13 protein-coding genes and 1 pseudogene are annotated in these 15,150 nt (G+C 63.8%); 7 read left to right on the top strand and 7 right to left on the bottom strand.

Annotated elements, in window-relative coordinates:
* Positions 1-66 precede the first annotated feature (66 nt).
* A complete protein-coding gene (locus LPJ38_RS17775; protein ID WP_145627873.1) occupies positions 67-876 on the bottom strand; it encodes a crotonase/enoyl-CoA hydratase family protein in 810 nt (269 codons plus the stop codon).
* Between the two features lie 105 nt (positions 877-981).
* Here LPJ38_RS17775 and LPJ38_RS17770 point away from each other — a divergent pair, with 105 nt between their 5' ends.
* Both LPJ38_RS17770 and LPJ38_RS17765 read left to right on the top strand, forming a co-directional pair.
* Entirely contained in the window at positions 982-1,854 is an 873-nt protein-coding gene (locus tag LPJ38_RS17770) for an SDR family oxidoreductase (protein ID WP_145627877.1), read from the top strand.
* Between the two features lie 236 nt (positions 1,855-2,090).
* Entirely contained in the window at positions 2,091-3,668 is a 1,578-nt protein-coding gene (locus LPJ38_RS17765) for a fatty acid--CoA ligase (RefSeq protein ID WP_145627879.1), read from the top strand.
* Between the two features lie 180 nt (positions 3,669-3,848).
* On the opposite strand, the gene LPJ38_RS17760 is transcribed toward LPJ38_RS17765, so the two are convergent.
* Positions 3,849-5,123, bottom strand: a complete 1,275-nt coding sequence (locus LPJ38_RS17760; protein ID WP_145627881.1) for an acyl-CoA dehydrogenase family protein — start codon at positions 5,121-5,123, stop codon at positions 3,849-3,851.
* Positions 5,124-5,336: 213 nt separating this feature from the next.
* Here LPJ38_RS17760 and LPJ38_RS17755 point away from each other — a divergent pair, with 213 nt between their 5' ends.
* Positions 5,337-6,116 carry an enoyl-CoA hydratase-related protein gene (locus LPJ38_RS17755; RefSeq protein ID WP_145627882.1) on the top strand — a complete coding sequence of 260 codons (780 nt, stop codon included), beginning with the start codon at positions 5,337-5,339 and terminating at the stop codon, positions 6,114-6,116.
* 116 nt (positions 6,117-6,232) lie between these two features.
* On the opposite strand, the gene LPJ38_RS17750 is transcribed toward LPJ38_RS17755, so the two are convergent.
* Genes LPJ38_RS17750 through LPJ38_RS17740 form a run of 3 tightly spaced genes read right to left on the bottom strand, consistent with a single transcriptional unit; the run spans position 6,233 to position 8,384 of the window.
* Positions 6,233-6,610 carry a DUF6285 domain-containing protein gene (locus LPJ38_RS17750; protein ID WP_145627885.1) on the bottom strand — a complete coding sequence of 126 codons (378 nt, stop codon included), beginning with the start codon at positions 6,608-6,610 and terminating at the stop codon, positions 6,233-6,235.
* Between the two features lie 2 nt (positions 6,611-6,612).
* Complete coding sequence (locus tag LPJ38_RS17745; protein WP_145627887.1) at positions 6,613-7,599, bottom strand: phosphotransferase family protein; 987 nt, start codon at positions 7,597-7,599, stop codon at positions 6,613-6,615.
* Positions 7,596-8,384: an enoyl-CoA hydratase/isomerase gene (locus LPJ38_RS17740; RefSeq protein WP_145627889.1), complete on the bottom strand. Its 789-nt coding sequence runs from the start codon at positions 8,382-8,384 to the stop codon at positions 7,596-7,598. Before LPJ38_RS17740 ends, LPJ38_RS17745 begins: the two co-directional genes overlap by 4 nt.
* Before the next feature lie 202 nt (positions 8,385-8,586).
* Here LPJ38_RS17740 and LPJ38_RS17735 point away from each other — a divergent pair, with 202 nt between their 5' ends.
* The 4 genes and pseudogenes from LPJ38_RS17735 to LPJ38_RS17720 all read left to right on the top strand — a co-directional run bounded on the left by LPJ38_RS17735 (position 8,587) and on the right by LPJ38_RS17720 (position 12,158).
* The gene (locus LPJ38_RS17735) at positions 8,587-9,366 is read left to right on the top strand and encodes an SDR family NAD(P)-dependent oxidoreductase (RefSeq protein ID WP_145627891.1); all 780 of its coding nucleotides are present in this window, start codon (positions 8,587-8,589) and stop codon (positions 9,364-9,366) included.
* A gap of 108 nt (positions 9,367-9,474) precedes the next feature.
* Positions 9,475-9,855 carry a VOC family protein gene (locus LPJ38_RS17730; RefSeq protein WP_145627893.1) on the top strand — a complete coding sequence of 127 codons (381 nt, stop codon included), beginning with the start codon at positions 9,475-9,477 and terminating at the stop codon, positions 9,853-9,855.
* A gap of 294 nt (positions 9,856-10,149) precedes the next feature.
* Positions 10,150-11,427, top strand: a complete 1,278-nt coding sequence (locus LPJ38_RS17725; RefSeq protein WP_145627894.1) for an acyl-CoA dehydrogenase family protein — start codon at positions 10,150-10,152, stop codon at positions 11,425-11,427.
* Positions 11,428-11,539: 112 nt separating this feature from the next.
* Positions 11,540-12,158 (top strand): annotated as a pseudogene (locus LPJ38_RS17720) (flavin reductase family protein).
* A 140-nt stretch (positions 12,159-12,298) separates the two neighbouring features.
* Here the strand turns inward: LPJ38_RS17720 and yghU are convergent.
* Positions 12,299-13,174 carry a glutathione-dependent disulfide-bond oxidoreductase gene (yghU, locus tag LPJ38_RS17715; RefSeq protein WP_145627897.1) on the bottom strand — a complete coding sequence of 292 codons (876 nt, stop codon included), beginning with the start codon at positions 13,172-13,174 and terminating at the stop codon, positions 12,299-12,301.
* Positions 13,175-13,409: 235 nt separating this feature from the next.
* Positions 13,410-15,065 (bottom strand): flavin-containing monooxygenase, encoded by a 1,656-nt coding sequence (locus tag LPJ38_RS17710; protein ID WP_145627899.1) that lies wholly within the window; start codon positions 15,063-15,065, stop codon positions 13,410-13,412.
* Positions 15,066-15,150 lie beyond the last annotated feature (85 nt).

Genomic DNA, 15,150 nt, shown 5'->3' with positions numbered 1-15,150 from the left:
CTTGCTTTGTCGCTTGCATCAAGAACGTGGATGGCCGGGACAAGCCCGGCCATGACGGAGACGTAATCAATCCGCAAATTTTGGCGCGCGCTTCTCTAGGTTCGCCCTCACCGCCTCGGTCTGGTTCGTACTGCCAATCAGCTTCTGCTGCTCGACGGACTCGGCGAGCAGTGCCGGACCCGGATCGATCGAGAGATTGTTGAGCATCCGCTTTGCGGCGCGGATCGCGTCGGGGCTCTTGCCGGCGATCTCGCGTGCGACTTCGAGAGCGCTCGCGCGCGGATCGTCGCAGATGCGCGTGGCGAGGCCGTAAGCCATCGCCTCCTGTGCGGAGAAGATGCGCCCGGTATAGGTGAGATCGCGCAGAATGTCGTCGCGTACGAGCGAGGCCAGAATCGGCGTGCCCGCCATGTCGGGGACAAGGCCCCATTTGATCTCCATGATCGACATGCGCGCATCGGCTGAAAGGAAACGCATGTCGGCGCCGAGCGAAAGCTGGAAGCCGCCGCCGAAGGCGACGCCGTGCACGGCCGCGATCACCGGAACCGGAAGCTGGCGCCAGCCCCACACCGCCTGTTGCGGAAAGTTCGCCTGGCCGTGGGTGCGCTTGGTGAGGTCGCGATTTTCGCCACCCGGAATTCCGTTGCCGCCCTTCTCCTTCATGGCGGCAAAACGCCCCATGTCGAGACCGGCGCAGAAGGCGCGGCCCTCGCCGGAGAGGACCACGGCACGCACGCTCTTGTCCTTGGAAAGCCGCTCGGTTGCCGCGACAAGCGCCTCGAACATAGCCTGATCCAGCGCATTCATCTTGTCCGCGCGCACCAGCCGCACATCGGCGACGCCTTCCGAGATCGAGATCGAGACGCGATCTTCCATGGATGAATTCTCCCCTGTTCTTGTTCAGTGCCGCTTTACAGGACGCCGGCGGCCGGATTTAGTCAATCGACCAATTAACTGACAATCCGTACGGGAGAAACAGCCATGTTCAAGGAAAATCTTCTGGCCGGACGGCGCATTCTCGTGACCGGCGGCGGCACTGGGCTCGGCAAGTCGATGGCGGCGCGCTTCCTCCAGCTCGGCGCCGAGGTGCATATCTGCGGCCGGCGCAAGATCGTCTGCGACGAGACCGCGACCGAATTGATGGCCGAGTATGGCGGCCGGGTCACCAGCCATGGCGTCGACATCCGCAACGCGCTCGCGGTCGAAGAGATGATCGAGACCATCTTCCGCGAAGGTCCCCTCACCGATCTCATCAACAATGCGGCTGGCAATTTCATCTCCCGCACCGAGGAGCTCTCGCCGCGCGGCTTCGATGCGGTCGCCAACATCGTCATGCACGGCACGTTCTACGTAACCCACGCGGTCGGCAAGCGCTGGATCGCCTTGAAGCAGCCCGGCAACGTCGTCTCGATCACCACGACCTGGGTGCGCAACGGCTCGCCTTACGTGGTGCCGTCGGCGATGAGCAAGTCAGCGATCCATGCCATGACGATGTCGCTCGCGACCGAATGGGGCCGGCACGGCATCCGCCTCAACACCATCGCCCCGGGCGAAATCCCGACCGAAGGCATGAGCAAGCGCATCAAGCCGGGCGACGAGGCCGGCGCGCGCACCAAGGCGATGAACCCGATGGGCCGCGTCGGCACCATGGAGGAACTGCAGAACGTCGCCGTGTTTCTGATCTCCGGCGGCTGCGACTGGATCAACGGCGAGACCATCGCCATGGACGGCGCGCAGGCGCTGGCCATGGGCGGCAATTTCTACCAGCTCCGCGACTGGAGCGACGACGATTGGAAAACCGCGCGCGATAGCATCATGGCACAGAACGAGAAGGACCGCGCGAAGCGGGGGTGATCGCTCCCTCGTGCCCGGGAGCAGCGCAGCACGCCGTCTTCGGCGTGGTGCGCTGCTGAGCCGGGCCCATCTCTCTCTAAGCACGAGGCAGCCTGCTGGGTCCCGGCTCTGCAGCGCATCACTTCGAGCTGCGCAGCGTCCGGGACACGAAACCGCGGCTGATCTTGTCCCACCTTGTCTTCGCCCGCGATTGACTTCACACTCCCTGCATAAGAACAAGACGCGACGGGAGAAACATGTTCACACAGCCACTGGCGAATCTCGCCGACATGGTGCGCGAGCGCGCGAAGAGCCGCGGCGATGCCATTGCCTACGAGTTCGAGGGCCGCCTCACCAGCTTTGCCGAATTCGACGTCAAGACCAACAAGGTCGCCAACGCGTTGATCGCGATGGGCGTGAAGAAGGGCGACCGCATCGCCTATCTCGGCAAGAACAGCGATCTCTATTTCGAGCTGTTGATGGGTGCGATGAAGGCCGGCGTGGTGATGGCGCCGGTGAACTGGCGGCTGGCGGGGCCGGAGGTCGCCTTCATCGTCGAGGATTGCAGGGCGCCGGTGATGTTCGTGGGACCGGAGTTCATCACGCTCGTTCGCCAGATCAAGGACAAGCTACCCGGCGTGCGCACGATCATCACCACCGAGGGAGGCGCGGTGGAATGGCAGGGCTTTACCGCGTGGCGCAATGCGCAGAGCGGTGATGATCCGAGCGTGCCGATCGACAGCAAGGACATCGCGATCCAGCTCTACACCTCGGGCACGACGGGCAAGCCGAAAGGCGCGATGCTGAGCCACGCGAACTTCCTCAATCTGGTGCAGACAGGCAATGCCGAGGACAAGCCGGAGTGGAACCGGTGGTCGACCGACGACGTCTCGCTGGTGGCGATGCCGATCTTCCATATCGGCGGTTCGGGCTGGGGCGTGATGGGGCTCTATCACGGCGCCCGCGGCGTGATCGCGCGCGAGTTCGATCCGACCAAGGTGCTCGATTTCTTCGAGCAGTCGGGCATCACGAAATTGTTCATGGTGCCGGCCGCGATGCAGTTCGTGGTGCGGCAGCCACGCGCGCGAACGGTGGATTTCTCGCGGCTGAAATACATGCTCTACGGCGCCTCGCCGATACCGGCGGCACTGCTGAAGGAATGCATCGAGGTCTTCAAATGCGGCTTCGTGCAGATGTACGGCATGACCGAGACGACGGGAACGATCGTCGCGTTGCCGCCGGAAGACCACGTCGAAGGTCTCGAACGGATGCGTTCGGCTGGCAAAGCCTTGCCGGGCGTCGAGATTGCGATCCTGGATGTCGACGGCAAGCCGTTGCCGCCGCGTCAGGTCGGCGAGATCGCGACGCGCTCGGGCTCCAACATGGCGGGCTATTGGAACCTGCCGGAGGCGACCGCCGCGACGCTGCGCAGCGACGGCTGGCTGCGCACCGGCGATGCCGGCTACATGGACGAAGACGGCTATCTCTACATCCACGACCGCATCAAGGACATGATCATCTCCGGCGGCGAGAACATCTACCCCGCCGAGGTCGAGAGCGCGCTCTGCGATCATCCTGATATCGCCGAGGCCGCCGTGATCGGCGTGCCCGACGACAAATGGGGCGAGGCGGTGAAGGCGGTCGTGGTGATGAAGCCGGGCAAGCAGGCGACTGCCACCGATATCATCAACTTCACCCGGGAGCGCATCGCCGGCTACAAGACGCCGAAGAGCGTGGAGTTCTTGCCGCAGTTGCCGCGGAATCCGTCAGGCAAGATTCTGCGGCGGCAGTTGCGCGAGCCGTATTGGGCGGGGAACGATCGACGGGTGAATTAGGGGTGCGGCTCTCTCCACGGCGTCGTCCCGGGGCGCGCGCAGCGCGAGCCCGGGACCCATAACCACAGGAAGTGGTTTGACGAAGACTCGGGATTACCAGATCGCCCCAAACCACTCCCTGGGGTTATGGGTCCCCGCCTTCGCGGGGACGACCCTAGGAACGGATCACGCGAATAACCCCTAATGCTTCCCCGGCCCCATATAGCCGAACAAGAACCCCGCGACCTTGCGCATCTGGATCTCCTCGCTGCCCTCAGTGATGCGGTAGCGGCGGTGGTGCCTATAGATGTGCTCGAACGGCTTGTGACGTGAATAGCCCATGCCGCCGTGGACCTGCATGGCGCGGTCGGCGGATTCGCAGCAGAGGCGGTTTGCCCAGTAGTTGCACATCGAGACGCGGTCGGAGAGCGTGCGCTCGATCTGCTCCTCGGTGAGCTGGTCCATCTCCCAGGCGGTCTTGCGGATCAACAGGCGCAGCATCTCGGCTTGGGTCGCGAGCTCGACCAGCGGGAACTGGATCGCCTGGTTCTCGGCGAGCGCCCTGCCGAACGGCTTTCGCTCGCGCGCGTATTTCACGCTCTCATTGATGCAGTAGACGGCGGCGCCCAGCGAGCTCGCGGCCTGGCGGATGCGGTTCTGATGCACGAAGCATTGCGCCAGCGACAGACCGCGGCCGACCTCGCCGAACAGCGCATCCTCCGGCACGAACACGTCGGTGAAGCTGACCCGGGGATGATCGGTCGGCATGTTGAAGGTCCACATGTACTCCTCGACCTTGACGCCGTGGCTCTTGGCCGGCACCAGGAAGCAGGTGATGCCGCGGGCATCGCCGTCATTACCGCTGGTGCGCGCGAACAGCGCGCAGTGCGTGGCGACGTGCATGCCCGTGGTCCACATCTTCTCGCCGTTGATGATCCAGCCCTTGACGTTGTCGCGGGTCGCCGGCACCGCGCGCGTCTCCATGTGGGTGGCGTCGGAGCCGTGATGCGGCTCGGTCAGGCCGAAGGTGATGCGGTATTTGCCCTTGATCGAGCCGTCGATCATCGCCTTCTGGTCGTCACGGCCGTAGCGGTCGAGCATGGTGACGACGGGGAAATTGCCGACGATGGAGTGCTCGTTCTGGAGGTCGTTGTGCAGGCCGAGACCCTTGGCGGCAAAATGCTCGCGGATCACCGCCATCCAGAGGTTGGTGCCGTCCTTGCCGCCATACTGCTTCGGCACCGGGAAGCGCAGGTGCCCCGCGGCGTCCGCCAGATCCTTGGCCTTGCGCAGCAAGGCCTCCCATTCGTGACGCGGCAGGCCGCCATTCTCGAAATCGGTACGCGCCCATTCGCGGCGATGATCGAAGAAGCGGATGTTGTCGTCGGCCTCTTCGAGCGGCCTGATCTCGCGTTCGATAAAACGGTCGAGCTCTCCGAGATAGGCGACGAGATCGGCAGGCAGCGAGAAATCCAAGGGTCCTCTCCCGGAATGATTTTGTCGATTTGCGTTAAGGCGCTAAGCGCGTTCTTGCTTCGCGTGATTAAGCGGAGAAGAGCATGCGCAAGTCAAGCAAGGCGAGGCGTGTGACGCGCGCAAAGCGCACCCGCGCAATTCGATGGTGTTGAAACGCACCCGCGCGCTACACTGCCGCCAATATTCCTTCACGAGAAAATGCGGGAGCGCGCGATGGAGTTGAAATTCTCAAAAGTGGAACGCAAGGGGCCGATCACGATTGTCACGCTGTCGCGGCCCGAGGTCTACAACGCCCTGCACACCGACGCGCATTTCGAGCTCAACAAGGTGTTCGACGATTTCTCCGGAGATCCCGAGCAATGGATCGCGATCGTCACCGGCAGCGGCGACAAGGCGTTCTGCGCCGGCAACGATCTGAAATGGCAGGCGGCCGGCGGCAAGCGGGGCTGGGACAAGGGCGGCTTTGCCGGCCTTACCTCGCGCTTCGACTGCGACAAGCCGATCATCGCGGCCGTGAATGGCGTTGCGATGGGCGGCGGCTTCGAGATTGCGCTGGCCTGCGACCTCATCATCGCCTCGGAGAACGCGACCTTCGCCCTGCCTGAGCCGCGCGTGGGCCTCGCTGCGCTCGCCGGCGGTCTGCACCGGCTTCCGCGCCAGATCGGGCTGAAGCGCGCGATGGGCATGATCCTCACCGCGCGCCATGTCAGCGCCAAGGAGGGCCTCGAACTCGGCTTCGTTAACGAGGTGGTGCCGCAGGGCGAGGCGCTCAGCGCCGCGCTGCGCTGGGCGGAGATGATCACCAAGAACTCGCCGATGTCGATCCGGGCCTCCAAGCAGGCGATCCAGAAGGGGCTCGGCGTCTCGCTGGAGCAGGCGATCGAGGAGCAGCGCGATTATCCGGCGGTGAAGGCGATGGTGGCTTCGCAGGATTACATCGAGGGCCCGAAGGCGTTCTCGGAGAAGCGGCCGCCGAAATGGGTGGGGAAGTAAAAGGTCTCTCGGCCGTCATTGCGAGGAGCCCTTGCGACGAAGCAATCCAGACTGCCTCCGTGGATAGATTCTGGATTGCTTCGCTGCGCTCGCAATGACGGTCGATGGAATAGCGCCTATCCGCCTCGCCCCAACTCCCGCTTATACGATGCATAGTTCGGCTGATCGACGGCGAGCTTGTCCATCGTGGTCGCCCAGAGATGCTCGGCAAGGCCGGGCGTTGCGAGATCGACCTCGCCTTTCGCAATGCGCTCCGCCAGTGCGCGGTTGAGCTCTGTCACCGAGCCGTCCATGCCGAGCAACGCGCGCAATCGCTCCACCTCCGCAGCATCGCTCCCTTCCTCCTGCGTCAGCTGCCGCGTGACGAGATCGAGGATGTTGATGGCGACGCGCAGCTTGAAGGCCTGGTGGCCGGAGATCAGCGGCGTGATGTCGCTACGGAGGAAATCGGCGACCGCCTTGGTCAGCTCGATCGGCGTCGGTTCGTCCTGCATGGTCAGCTCCCGCGCGGCGCGAGCAGCCGCAACAGATCGATCTCGGTCTCGGAGGCGCGGCGGCCGATCATGGCGCGCTCCATGGAATGGTCCGGCCCCTCGCGAAACCGCTGCATCATGCCGCCGCACATGATGCCCCAACGCAGCGTGCCCATCACTTCCCAGAATTTCACGCGCGCAGGATCGACGTTGCGGCCCGCGGCCTCATAGCCCGCGAACAATTCCTCGCGCGTGCCAAAACCGCCGACCGGCTTGTCGATCTCGCCGAAGCGCCAGGAATTCACGCAGACCCAGCCGAGATCCTCCATGGGATCGCCGAGATGGGCGAGCTCCCAGTCGAGCACGGCACGGACGCCGTCGGCACCGATGATGAGATTGCCGTTGCGGAAATCGCCATGCACCAGCGTCGTCTCCGCCGAGGGGCCGGGGTCGTGGTCGCGCAGCCAACGCAGCGCCAGTTCAAACACGGGCTTGGGCCAGTTCAGGCTGCGATAGTCGCGCTCGAACTCGGCGATCTCCTGCGTCGCGCTGCGGCTGCGCAGCTCTGGCAATTTGTCCTTCGGCAATCTGTGCAGCCCGGCGAGCACGCCGCCGATCTGCCGCGCAAGCAATGGCCGCGCCGCTGCATACTCCTCATCACGCAGGATCTTGCGTGCGATGGTCTCGCCCTCGACCCGCTGCATGATGAAGCCGGTGCCGAGGTCGTCCTCCGGCGTCAGCACATGCATGACGCGCGGCGACGGCAGGCCGGCCTCAAAGGCGAGCTGCATCAGCTGCGCTTCCGCGGCAAGTCCTGCCGCGCGGGTTGGAGCTGCGCCATAACCCTTCGGCGAGCGGCGCAGGATCGCGCCGATCGCGCCATCGGGATGCACGATGTCGAAGCGCCAGGTTTCCTGGCTGGCGCCGCCGGACAGCTTTGCGGCGCCTGTGACGCCGCTCGCCCCCGGGTACCAGCGCGCGACACTGCGCGAGAGCTCCGCCTCGATCATTTGCCCTTGAACTGCGCGGGGCGCTTCTCCAGGAAGGCGCCGACGCCCTCGCGGAAATCCTGGCTGTCGCCGGCGCGAAGCTGGCACTGGAATTCGAGATTGAGCTGATCCTCGAAGGAGTTTTCCGGGCTATCCCAATAGAGCTTGCGGATCAGCGACAGTGCGACCGTGGGGCCGCTCGCGAGCTCGCGCGCGAGTTTCATCGCCTCCTCCATCAGCACGCCGTCATCATAGACGCGGTTGACGAGGCCCCATTCCAGCGCCTTCTCGGCCGGCAGCCGCTCGCCCATCAGCGACAATTCGATCGAGCGGGCCCGGCCGACGAGACGCGGCAGGAGCCAGGTCGAACCGCAATCCGGCACGAGGCCGATGCGGCGGAAGGCTTGAAGAAAGTAGGAGGACCGCGCGCATAAAATCATGTCGCCGAGCAGTGCGAAGCTCATGCCGGCGCCGGCCGCGGGACCGTTGACCGCGGTCACGATCGGGCAATGCAGATTGCGGATGCGGCGCAGGAAGGGATGGAAGCCGGTCTCCAGCGTCAGACCGGCCTTGGTCTTTTTCGACTGGTTGTTGCGCCCTTGAAGGTTCGCGCCGGTGCAGAACGCCCGGCCCGCGCCGGTCAGGACGACGCAGCGCACCTCGTCCTTCTTCTCCTCGATCGTATCGAGCGCTTCGGCGAGGCCGCCCAGCATGTCCACGGAGACCGCGTTCATCACCTCCTGATGGTCGAGCTTGAGGATTGCGACCGCCCCATCAAAATCGAGCGTGACGTGTTTGAATTGCATGGTTTCCTCGTCAGTTGCCGGCCTGCGACAGTTTCGCAGACCGGAATTTGTTTTGCCGGCGAGCATATTTGATTTTTGGCGCGGTCTTGTCCATGGTGATCAGAGCATGGCAAGCAATCTTGCGCGCAGCGGCTGATGCGCGGCATGCCAGGATGACTTGCCAATAACGGCCAAGAAACTTGCCAAGAACGGGAAACGCGCCATGAACCTTTTCGACCTTTCCGGCCGCGTCGCCGTGATCACCGGCGGCAATGGCGGCATCGGGCTCGGCATCGCGCAGGCGCTCGCCGCCCAGGGCTGCAATGTCTCGATCTGGGGCCGCAATGCGGACAAGAACAAGGCTGCTGCCGCAAGCCTGGCCGGGCTGTCAGGCAAGGTCGAGACCCGCGTCTGCGACGTCACCGATCCCGCCTCGGTCAATGCCGCCATGAAGGCCACGCTCGAATCCCTCGGCCGGGTCGACGGCTGCTTCGCCAACGCCGGCATCGGCGGCGGCGGAAGGCGGTCCTTCATCGAGCGCACCGAAGAGGAATGGCGCACGATGTTCTCCACCAATCTCGACGGTGTGTTCCACGCGTTCCAGGCGGCCGCGAAGCACATGACCGAGCGGGCCAATGCCGGCGATCCCTTCGGCCGGCTGGTTGCGACATCGAGCCTCGCCTCGATCTTCGGTACCGCGCGCAACGAGCACTATGCCGCGACCAAGGCCGCCATCAACGCGCTGGTGCGCGCGCTCGGCGTCGAGCTGGCGCGTCACGGCGTCACCGCGAACGCGATCCTGCCCGGCTGGATCAAGAGCGACATGACCGCAGGGCTCATGGCCAACGACAAATTCGTCGCTAACGTGATGCCGCGCATCCCGGTCCGGCGCTTCGGCGAAGCCTCAGATTTCGGCGGCATTGCCGTTTATCTGATGAGCAAGGCGTCGTCATATCATACGGCCGACACGTTCGTGATCGACGGTGGCTATACGGCGTTCTGATCTTTCGAATCCTCGGATGGAGCGCAGCGCGATCCGGGACGGCCAAGAGCAAACAGACCTGGATTGCGCGACGCTCCATCCGGGCTACAAACTCTGAGGGAATGGGCAATGTTCTCACACGTCATGATCGGCACCAACGACCTCGACAAGGCCAAGGGGTTCTACGACAAGCTGCTCGGCACGCTCGAGGTGCGCCCGGCGATGGTCGATGGGCATCGCATTTTCTACATGACCAAGACCGGCGTATTCTCGGTGTCGAAGCCGATCAACGGCGAGCCGGCGACCTGCGCGAACGGCGCCACCATCGGCTTTGCCTGCAATTCGCCCGAGCAGGTCGACGCCTGGCACGCGGCCGGCGTCGCGGCCGGCGCGAAATCGATCGAAGATCCGCCCGGCGTCCGCCAGGGCCCCAGCGGTAAGCTGTATCTCGCCTATTTGCGCGACCTCGACGGCAACAAGATCTGCGCGATGCATCGGCTGCCGAATTAGCCGCATCAACTACTGTCATTCCCCGCGAAAGCGGGGAATCCAGTACGCCGCGGCTTCTCGATTCAACCATCGCTGTCTCTGGAATACTGGATCGCCCGGTCTTCGCCGGGCGATGACAGCGGAGAATGAGGCGCGGCTGACGCCTCTTTCCCCCGCCCCATTCAAACAACATTTCAAACGACGTCGCCAAATTCCATCGCGTGGCATGGCTTCGACGTGAAAAATGCGCGCTCGCACTTTCGCAGCGCTGCGACTATTCTCCCGCCAGCAATCTCAGCGATCCCGGGAGGAACAATGACAAAACACACCTACATTCCCCGCACCACCAACTACACCCTCAATCCCGGCGACGAGCTCAACGACCTCCGCATGTCGGACCAGGTCCGGCCGCTCTACGATCACGTCAAGAAGTTCATTCGCGACACCGTCGAACCGATGTCGATCGAGTTCGCCAAGGCCGGCGAAGGCAAAGAGGATCGCTGGAGCTTCACGCCGAAGCAGCTAGAGATTCTCGAAGTCGCCAAGAACAAGGCCAAGAAGGAAGGCCTCTGGAACTTCTTCCTGCCCGACGATGAGACCGGCCAGGGCCTGAAGAATCTCGACTACGCCTATATCGCCTCCGAGCTCGGCAAGAGCCCGCTGGCGTCCGAGACCATGAACTGCTCGGCGCCCGATACCGGCAATATGGAGGTGCTGGAGCGCGTCGGCACCAAGGAGCAGAAGGAGAAGTGGCTGAAGCCGTTGCTCAACGGCGAGATCCGTTCGGCCTATGTCATGACCGAGCCGAACGTCGCCTCCTCCGACGCCAAGAACATCTCGACCACGGCCAAGCTCGTCGGCGACGAATGGGTCATCAACGGCGAGAAGTATTACATCTCCGGTGTCGGCGATCCCCGCTGCAAGATCCTCATCGTGATGGTGAAGACCAATCCGGATGCGGCGCCGAGCAAGCAGCAGTCGCAGATCCTGGTGCCGCGCGACACGCCCGGCGTCGAGGTGCTCGGGCCCATGTACGTGTTCGGCCAGGATCACGCCCCGCGCGGCCACATGCACATGCGCTTCAACAATGTTCGCGTTCCGAAGGAGAACATGCTGCTCGGCGAAGGCCGCGGCTTCGAGATCTCGCAGCTCCGCCTCGGACCTGGGCGCATCCATCACTGCATGCGCACCATCGGCAAGGCCGAGAAGGCGCTCGATCTGATGGTGCAGCGGGGCCTCACCCGCGAGGCCTTCGGCAAGAAGATCGCCCATCTCGGCGGCAACATGCAGATCATCGCGCAAGCGCGCTGCGAGATCGAGGCGATGCGGCTGATGGTGCTGAAGGCGGCCAAGGCCATGGACGTGCTCGGCAACAAGGAGGCCCGCGTCTGGGTCTCCATGGTCAAGGCCATGGTGCCGGAGCGTGCCTGCAAGATCATCGACCAGGCGATCCAGATGCACGGCGCCACCGGCATATCGCACTGGACGCCGCTGGCCGAGATGTATCAGGACGTGCGCCACCTCCGCTTCGCCGACGGTCCGGACGAGGTCCACTGGATGGTGGTCGGCCGCCACGAGCTGAGCATGGCTTGATCTCAACTCGTCGTGCGCGGGCTTGACCCGCGCATCCATCGAAGAGAACATTTCTTCAGGATGATGGATTGCCGGGTCAAGCCCGGCAATGACGACTTGCCCAGGAGCCGCCATGGACTACGCCGCCAGCGACCTCACGCCACGCGAGCGCTACAAGGTGCTGACCTCCTTCATCCTACCGCGGCCGATTGCATGAGTGACTACGCTCGGACCAACCGGCGTGGTCAACGCCGCACCGTTCAGCTTCTTTCAACGCATTCTGTGAAGATCCGCCGCTCTGCATGTTTGCGGCGAACCGCAAGCCTGGTGGCGAGGACAAGGACACGTTTCTCAACATCCAGCGAACCGGCGAGTTCGTCGTCAACATCGCCGACGAGCCGCTGGCGAAAGCGATGCACGAAAGCAGCGGCGATTTTCCGCCCGAGGTCGGCGAGCCCGATTATCTCGGCCTGAGGCTCGCGTCCTCGACGAAAATCGCCGTGCCGCGGCTAGCCGACACGCCCTGGGCGATGGAATGCAAGCTCTGGAAGCTGATCGACGTCAACGACGATCGCCGCCTGATCATGGGCGAAGGCATCCACTTCCACATCCGCGACGAGCTCTGGGATCCCGAGGCGATGCGGGTGCACATGGACCGCTATCATCCGATCGGCCGCATGTTCGCCGATCGCTACTGCCGCACCGACGACCGCGTGGTGTTTCCGGCGGCGGAGGGTGTGAAGAATTCGTAGGGTGGCCAAAGGCGCATAGCGCCGTGCCCACGTCTTTTGTGCGCATAATGCTGATTCGTGGGCACGCTTCGCTTTGCCCACCCTACGAGACTTCGATCGAATTCGACCTCTCTGCGCACGCAGGGCGTGGAAGAAGAGAGCTACGTCGCCGCCTCGACCTTGTCCTGCGTCTTGGTCTCGAAATCGCTCGCGTCGTGGCGCTCGTGGAGCTGGCTGGCGGGATCGCCGGAGACACGGTTCACCATGCGGCCGCGCTTCACGGCCGGACGCTCGGCGATCTGGTCGGTCCAGCGCTGCACGTTCTTGTAGTCCTGCACCGAGAGGAATTCGCCGGCGCCATAGACCAGCCCCTTGGCAAGCGCGCCGTACCAGGGCCACACCGCCATGTCGGCGATGGTGTACTCCTTGCCGGCGAGATATTCGTTGTCGGCGAGTCGCCGGTCGAGCACGTCAAGCTGGCGCTTGGTCTCCATCGCAAAGCGATCGATGGCGTATTCGATCTTGGTCGGCGCGTAGGCATAGAAGTGGCCGAAGCCGCCGCCGAGATAGGGGGCGCTGCCCATCTGCCAGAACAGCCAGGACATGGCTTCGGTGCGGGCCTTGATGTCCTTCGGCAGGAAGGCGCCGAACTTCTCGGCAAGGTAGAACAGGATCGAGCCGGACTCGAACACCCGGATCGGCTCGGGCCCGGAGCGGTCCATCAGCGCCGGAATCTTGGAATTGGGATTGATGTCGACGAAGCCGCTGCCGAACTGGTCGCCGTTGCCGATCTTGATGAGCCAGGCGTCGTATTCGGCGCCCTTGTGACCGAGCGCCAGCAGCTCCTCCAGCATCACCGTGACCTTCACGCCGTTGGGCGTCGCCAGCGAGTAAAGCTGGAAGGGATGTTTTCCGACCGGCAGCTCCTTCTCATGGGTGGGACCGGCGATGGGACGGTTGATATTGGCGAACTGCCCGCCATTCTCCTTGTTCCAGGTCCAGACCTTGGGCGGCACGTAGGCGGGGGTGTCGGTCATGCGAGGGCTCCGGCGGAAAGATGCGCCTGCATTAATTAGCCCTCGAAGGGCCGATGACAAGGGCGCCGAAACGCATTGCCCGGCTGGGCAACTCAACGTTTCGTCATGGCACCCCCTCGCTCCGGTCATTCCGGGCGCCCGCAGGGCGAGCCCCGAATCCATCGCACCGCTAGGCAAGCCCTCAGACATGGATTCCGGGTTCTCGCTGGCGCGAGCCCCAGAATGACGGCGTCACCTAGGACGCCGCAGCCTGCATCTGCTCCGCCCGCTCCATCACGAACCCGTCATATCCCTTCGCGGCGACCTCGTCGCAGATCCGGCGGTAGACGCCGACGCCGCCGATATAGGGCATGAAGATGCGCGGCTTGCCGGGGATGTTGGCGCCCATGTACCAGGAATTAGCCTGCGGATAGAGCGTGCCGTGGGCGACCTCATTGACATGGGCGACCCACTTCTCCTCGGCCTCCCTCTCCGCCGCCATCGTGACAAGGCCCTGCTTGCGCATGTGGACGAGGCAGTCGGCGATCCAGTCGACATGCTGCTCGATCGACACGATCATGTTCGACAGCACCGAGGGGCTGCCGGGGCCGGTGATGATGAAGAGGTTGGGAAAGCCCGCGCTCATCAGGCCGAGATAGGTCTTCGGCCCCTCCGCCCATTTCTGGTTCAGCGTCTGGCCGCCCCGCCCGCTGATGTCGATCTTCGCGACCGATCCGGTCATGGCGTCGAAGCCCGTCGCCATCACGAGCGCGTCGACTTCATGGTCCTTGCCTGCGACGCGAACCGCGTTCGCGGTGATCTCCTCGATCGGGTTGGTCTTGATGTCGACCAGCGTCACGTTCGGGCGGTTGAACGTCGCAAAGTAATCCGTGTCGATGCAGATGCGCTTGGTGCCGATCGGATGGCTGTCCGGCTGGAGCAGCTTTGCGGTCTCCGGATCCTTGACGATCTCGGCGATCTTGCCGCGCACGAAGTCGGCGGCGGTGTCGTTCGCGGAACGCTCGAGGCCGAGATTGTTGTAGACATACATGAAGGTCAGCCCGCCGCGTTCCCAGCGCTTCTCGTACTTTCCGAGCCGGACATCCTCGCCGTCATCGAGCGCACCGCGATCGGGTTGCTCGGCGTAGATGCCGTTGCGGGCGACTTCGCGGGCGAAGCGACGGATCTCTGGATAGTTCTTGCGGAACGCGCTGCGCTCCTCGTCGGTCAGGGCGGCGTTGCGCGCAGGAATCGAAAAATTCGCCGTGCGCTGAAACACGGTGAGATGTTTGGCCTGTGCGGCGATGACGGGCGCCGACTGGATGCCGGATGAGCCCGTGCCGATCAGGCCGACGCGCAGGCCGGTGAAGTCGACATCCTCATGCGGCCAATTTCCGGTATGGTAGACGGGGCCCTTGAAATCATCGAGTCCCTTGATGTCCGGCTTGCGCGCGTTCGAGAGGCAGCCGGTGGCGAGCACGACGAACTGCGCTTGAACCGTCTTGCCGTCGGAGGTCGTCACCGACCATCGCTTTGCGCGCTCGTCGAACACAGCGCGCTCGACGCGCGTATTGAACTGGATGTCGCGGCGCAGATCGAAACGGTCGGCGACATGGTTGGCGTACTTCAATATCTCGGGCTGCGGTGCGTAACGTTCGCTCCAGTCCCATTCCTGCTGAAGCTCCTCCGAGAACGAGTAGGAATATTGCATGCTCTCGACGTCGCAACGCGCCCCGGGATAGCGGTTCCAGTACCAAGTGCCGCCGACACCGTCGCCCTGCTCATAGACGCGCGCTGAGAAGCCGAGTCTACGCAAGCGATGCAGCATGTACATGCCGGCAAAGCCCGCGCCGACGACGACCACGTCGTAAGCGTCGATTGCGCGAGCGGGATTCGATTGCGCTGACGACATCGGTTGGCGCTCCCTCGTTGTTCTGTTGTTGTGCGCCAGCATTCGCTCACTGTTGCAAAAGCGCAAGAGGCTTATCGAGGCCTCT

The organism is Bradyrhizobium daqingense, from assembly GCF_021044685.1.
Taxonomy (GTDB): Bacteria; Pseudomonadota; Alphaproteobacteria; order Rhizobiales; family Xanthobacteraceae; genus Bradyrhizobium; species Bradyrhizobium daqingense.
Note: the sequence above shows the minus strand (reverse complement) of the source record. Positions and strands in the feature narration are given on the sequence as shown.

Coding starts and splice junctions, on each gene's coding strand:
- LPJ38_RS17775 (WP_145627873.1), bottom strand. CDS start 876: ATGGAAGATCGCGTCTCGATCTCGATCTCGGAAGGCGTCGCCGATGTG.
- LPJ38_RS17770 (WP_145627877.1), top strand. CDS start 982: ATGTTCAAGGAAAATCTTCTGGCCGGACGGCGCATTCTCGTGACCGGC.
- LPJ38_RS17765 (WP_145627879.1), top strand. CDS start 2,091: ATGTTCACACAGCCACTGGCGAATCTCGCCGACATGGTGCGCGAGCGC.
- LPJ38_RS17755 (WP_145627882.1), top strand. CDS start 5,337: ATGGAGTTGAAATTCTCAAAAGTGGAACGCAAGGGGCCGATCACGATT.
- LPJ38_RS17750 (WP_145627885.1), bottom strand. CDS start 6,610: ATGCAGGACGAACCGACGCCGATCGAGCTGACCAAGGCGGTCGCCGAT.
- LPJ38_RS17745 (WP_145627887.1), bottom strand. CDS start 7,599: ATGATCGAGGCGGAGCTCTCGCGCAGTGTCGCGCGCTGGTACCCGGGG.
- LPJ38_RS17740 (WP_145627889.1), bottom strand. CDS start 8,384: ATGCAATTCAAACACGTCACGCTCGATTTTGATGGGGCGGTCGCAATC.
- LPJ38_RS17735 (WP_145627891.1), top strand. CDS start 8,587: ATGAACCTTTTCGACCTTTCCGGCCGCGTCGCCGTGATCACCGGCGGC.
- LPJ38_RS17730 (WP_145627893.1), top strand. CDS start 9,475: ATGTTCTCACACGTCATGATCGGCACCAACGACCTCGACAAGGCCAAG.
- LPJ38_RS17725 (WP_145627894.1), top strand. CDS start 10,150: ATGACAAAACACACCTACATTCCCCGCACCACCAACTACACCCTCAAT.
- yghU (WP_145627897.1), bottom strand. CDS start 13,174: ATGACCGACACCCCCGCCTACGTGCCGCCCAAGGTCTGGACCTGGAAC.
- LPJ38_RS17710 (WP_145627899.1), bottom strand. CDS start 15,065: ATGTCGTCAGCGCAATCGAATCCCGCTCGCGCAATCGACGCTTACGAC.